Consider the following 4,438-nt stretch of genomic DNA (forward strand, 5'->3'; position numbering starts at 1 on the left):
GCCCCCACCTGCCCGCGCCCACCGTCCGATGATCGTCACCGCCCGGGGGTACGGGCTGCTCGCCGCCGCCGTGACGCTGCTCGGTACGGGTTTCCGGTTCGCCTACCCCGAGCTGGCCCTGCTCGGCGTCGCGGCTGCCGGCGCGTTCGGGTACGCCCTGGTGACCGCCGGCTGGCGGCCCCGGCTGGCGGTGGACCGGCACGCCGACCCGGACCGGGTGGGCCGGGGTGAACCGGCGACCGTGCATCTGACCATCGGTAACCGGGGGCGGCTGCGCCCGGCCAACCTGCTCGCCGAGGACCGCTGCGGACCCCGCCGGGTGCCGGTACCGGTGCTGCGGTTGCGCCCCGGCCGGGACACCCGGGTCAGCTACCCGGTGCCCACCACCCGCCGGGGCGTGGTACCGGTCGGGCCGCTGCGGGTGACCCGCCGGGACCCGCTCGGCCTGGTCACGCTCACCCGCCGGTACGGCGACAGGGTGGACGTCTGGGTGCATCCCCGGGTGCACCCGCTGCACGCGGTACCGACCGGCGCGGGGCGCAGCCTCGACGGCCGGGTGGACCGGGTGCCCCACGGGTCGATCACCTTCGACTCGCTGCGCGAGTACGTGGTCGGTGACGAGCTGCGCCGGGTGCACTGGCGGACCAGTGCCCGGGTCGGTGAGCTGATGGTCCGGGAACACGTCGACACCAGCCTGCCCCGGATCGTGGTGCTGCTGGACAACCGGGCGCACGCCCACCCCACGGTGGTCGACGGGGTCGCCGACACCTTCGAGTCGGCCTGCGAGGCCGCCGCGTCGGTGCTGGTCGCCGCGCTCCGCGACGATCTGCCGGTCACCCTGCTGCTGGTCGCCGGCCCGGACGGCCCGGCTGCCGGTCCGGACCCGGGCGGCAGCCCGCTGGACCGGCTCGCCGCCGTCGAGCTGCACGGCGGGGCTCTCGACGATCCGCTGCGTACCGCCACGACCCGGCTGCGCCAGGATCGGCTCGGGGACACCCTGGTCCTGCTCACCGGCCCGGGTGCCCAGGGCGACCTGGGACGGCTCGGCGCCCTGCGCGGGGCGTACCCGTCGATGCTGGTCACGGTCTTCGGGGCGGACGCACCGACCCCGGCGGGTACCGCCGGGATGGTGGTCCTCGACGTCGCCGACGGCGCCGGGTTCGCCGCCGAGTGGGACGGGGTACGCCCGTGGTGAGCCGGCTGCGGGCGGCGTCGGGTGCGCGCCGTCGGGTCCCCGGCCTCGGCGCGGTCGCGCTACCGGTCGTGCTGGTCGCGATGGTGTCGCTGGCCGGCGTGGTGCTCGGCCGGGTCTACGCCGGGCCGCTGCTGACCCGGCTGGTGGTCGGTGCCGCCGTCGGTTCGGTCCTGGTCAGCGTGGCCGCCCGCCGGTTGCCGTCCTGGCTGGTCGCGCCGCTGTCGATGGCAGCCCTGGCCGGTTACGGCGCGCTGGCGATGCGGCTGGCCGCACGGGAGGCGGGGCTGACCGGCGACCTGGCCGGGCTGACCCTGGAGGCGGCCCGCAACGGCATCCCCCGGCTGCTGACCGCGATGATCCCGGTCGAGGCGGTCCCGGACACCGTGCTGGTGCCGCTGGTCGCCGCGTGGCTGGCCGGGCTGGCCGGTGCGGAGGTGGCGGTACGCGCCGGCCGGGTGCTCGCCGGGTACCTGCCGCCGGCCGTGTTCTACGCCGGGGTGCTCTACGTGGTCGGCCCGAACGCCGACCCGGCGGTCGGCCCGACCCTGGTGTTCGCCGCCGTCGCGGCGGTCGGTCTGGCCCTGCCCGGCGGTACGGCGTCCGGCCCGGTCGGACCCGACCCGGCCGACCGGGTTGCGGGCGTGCCCGGGGTCGGCGCGGCGATGCGGATCCGGCTGGCCCTCGCCAACACGGCCGGGGTGGTCGCCGTGGTCGTGCTCGCCGCGCTGCTGGGTCCGCTGGTGGCGGCCCGGATCACCGAACGTCCGGTCGACCCGCGCCGGTACGTGCAGCCGCCACAGGTGGAGACCCTGGACGAGAATCCGCTGATCCGGATCTCGGGGTGGGCGTTGAACCCGGAGCAGAAGCTGCTGGACGTCCGGACCGGGTTGGCCGGTCCGGCCCCGGCAGCCGCCCCGGGGACATCCGACGGCCCGATCGGTCCGGACGGTCCCGCGCCGGACGGTGGGACACCGGGCGGCAGCCGGCCCGGCGGATCCGCGCCGGTCCGGATCCGGTTGGCGGTGCTCAGCGACTACGACGGGGTGACCTGGCGGGTGGGCGCCACCTACCGAAACGCCGGCCGGGTACTCCCGCCGGTGGCACCGGTCGCGGACCGCCGGGTCGACACCGTCCGGCAGGAGATCACCGTCGACGGGCTCAGCGGCCGGCTGCTCCCGGCCGTGGCCACCCCACAGGAGGTCGACGGTGCCCGGGTGGCGTACGACCCGGGCACCGGCACGCTGATCCACCCGGAGGGGTTGCGCCCCGGGCTGCGGTACACGGTCACCTCGGCCCGGGAACACCAGGACGGGAACCTGCTCCCCTCGGCGAACGTACCGGCCGGACCCCAGGTGGCCCGGGTGCTCCAGGTCCCCGACGGGGTACCTGACGCGCTGCGCCGCCTCGCCGGGCAGCTCGCCGCCGACAACGGTGCCCCGTACGCCCGGGCCGCCGCGATCGAGCAGTTCCTCGCCGAGCACTACCGGCTGGTCGCGGACGCCCCGAGCGGACACGCGTACCCGAACCTGAACTTCTTCCTCTTCGGCCCGCGCAACGGGGGCGGCCAGCGGGGCACCTCGGAGCAGTTCGCCGCCGCGTTCGCGGTGCTGGGCCGGCTGACCGGGCTACCCACCCGGGTGGTGGTCGGCTTCTCCCCGCCGGCCGGGGACGGGCCGGTGCGGGCGGCCGACGCGTACGCCTGGCCGGAGGTGCTCTTCGAGGATCTGGGTTGGGTGGCGTTCGATCCGTTGCCGCAGCCACGGACCGAACCCCGACCGGTCGAGGAGGACTTCCGGCCGGAGCCGGAGGAGACCCCGCCGCCGGAGGCACCGGCACCGACGGTCGACCCGACCCCGTCGGCCACCCCGGTGGCGGCGGCGCCCGCCCGGCCGGCCGGTACCCCGCTGCCGCTGCTGGTGGCCGGTGCCACCGGCCTGCTGTTCCTGGTCGTCGCGCTGCTGCTGGCGACCGTGGTGCTGCTGCGGCGCCGGCAGCGGCGGCGACGGTTGACCGGGGGCGGGCCGGCGGACCGTGTCGCCGGGGCGTGGCGGGAGGTCACCGATGCCCTGCGGCTGGCCGGTCGGCCGGCCCCGGGGCACCTGTCGGCCAGTGAGGTCGCGGCGTGGGCGCAGGAGACCGCACCGGACGGGGAACTGGCCGGGCCGGTCGGCAGACAGCAGCCGGCCCGGGCCGGCGGGCCGGCCACGCCGGTCGGGGAGCAGTCGGCACCGGCGGGCGGGCTGGCGGCGCCGGTCGGGGAGCTGGCCGGGCTGGTCAACACCGCCGCGTTCGCCCCCGGACGGACCACCGACGAGCAGGCCCGGCGGGCGGCCGTCCTGGCCGTGGCGTACGTGTCGGCGCTGCGGGCCACCCGCCCGTGGTGGCGGCGGCTGTGGTGGTCGGTGCGCCCCGGCCCGCTGCGCTGGCCGCGCTGACCGGGACGACCGCCGCCGGTCAGGGCCGGGCCGGCGGGACGCTCAGGAGGTGAGGCGGCGGATCATGCCCCGCATGGCGGCCAGCCAGCCGTCCGGGTCGGCGGCCTTGCGCTGTACGTAGGTGGCCACCTCCGGGTGCGGCAGGATCAGGAAACGCTCGGCGGCCAACCCCTCCACCACCACCGCCGCGACCTGGTCGGGGGTGAGCACCGCCCCGGACGCGGCGGTCACCCGCGCGCCGACGTGCCCGGCGGCGAGCGCATCGCTGAGCATCGGGGTGTCCACCCCCTGTGGGCAGAGGGCACTGACCCGGATGCCCTGCCCGCCGTAGGTCATCGCCAACCACTCGGCCAGCCCGACGGCCGCGTGCTTGGTCGCCGTGTAGGGCGCGTCGCCGACCGCGGTCAGCAGCCCGGCCGCCGAGCAGGTGTGCAGCAGGTACCCCTCGCCCCGGGCCAGCATGCCGGGCAGCACCGCCTGTGCGGTGTGCAGCTGCCCCAGCACGTTGACCTGCCAGGCCCGGTCCCAGTCGGCGGTCGGGGCGTCCAGTCCACCGCCGGTGGTCACCCCGGCGTTCGCGCAGCACAGGTCGATCCGCCCGAACCGGGCCTCGACCTCGCCGACCACGGCACGCACCCGGTCGGCGTCGGTCACGTCCAGGGTCACCGCCACACCGACCGGACCGATCTCCCCGGCCACCCGCCGGGCGGCGTCCGGGTCCAGGTCGGCGACCACGACGGCGGCGGCCCCCTCGGCGGCGAACCGGCGGGCCAGGGCGGCGCCGATCCCACCCGCCCCACCGGTGACC

The 4,438-nt window shown here is 77.4% G+C and carries 3 protein-coding genes; 2 read left to right on the plus strand and 1 reads right to left on the minus strand.

Features of this window, described 5'->3' with window-relative positions; all coding sequences use genetic code 11:
• Positions 1 to 28 precede the first annotated feature (28 nt).
• Together GSF22_RS31160 and GSF22_RS31165 are read left to right on the plus strand one after the other, a co-directional pair.
• Positions 29 to 1,195, plus strand: a complete 1,167-nt coding sequence (locus GSF22_RS31160; RefSeq protein ID WP_208817493.1) for a DUF58 domain-containing protein — start codon at positions 29 to 31, stop codon at positions 1,193 to 1,195.
• On the plus strand, positions 1,171 to 3,630 hold the full coding sequence (locus GSF22_RS31165) for a DUF3488 and transglutaminase-like domain-containing protein (protein WP_439957831.1): 2,460 nt from the start codon (positions 1,171 to 1,173) through the stop codon (positions 3,628 to 3,630). Before GSF22_RS31160 ends, GSF22_RS31165 begins: the two co-directional genes overlap by 25 nt.
• 42 nt (positions 3,631 to 3,672) lie before the next feature.
• On the opposite strand, the gene GSF22_RS31170 is transcribed toward GSF22_RS31165, so the two are convergent.
• Positions 3,673 to 4,438 (minus strand): SDR family oxidoreductase (locus tag GSF22_RS31170; RefSeq protein WP_208817492.1); only part of this gene is annotated, 766 nt, incomplete at its 5' end.

It is taken from the genome of Micromonospora echinofusca (assembly GCF_017614955.1).
GTDB classification, from domain to species: domain Bacteria; phylum Actinomycetota; class Actinomycetes; order Mycobacteriales; family Micromonosporaceae; genus Micromonospora; species Micromonospora echinofusca_A.

Coding starts and splice junctions, on each gene's coding strand:
- GSF22_RS31160 (WP_208817493.1), top strand. CDS start 29: ATGATCGTCACCGCCCGGGGGTACGGGCTGCTCGCCGCCGCCGTGACG.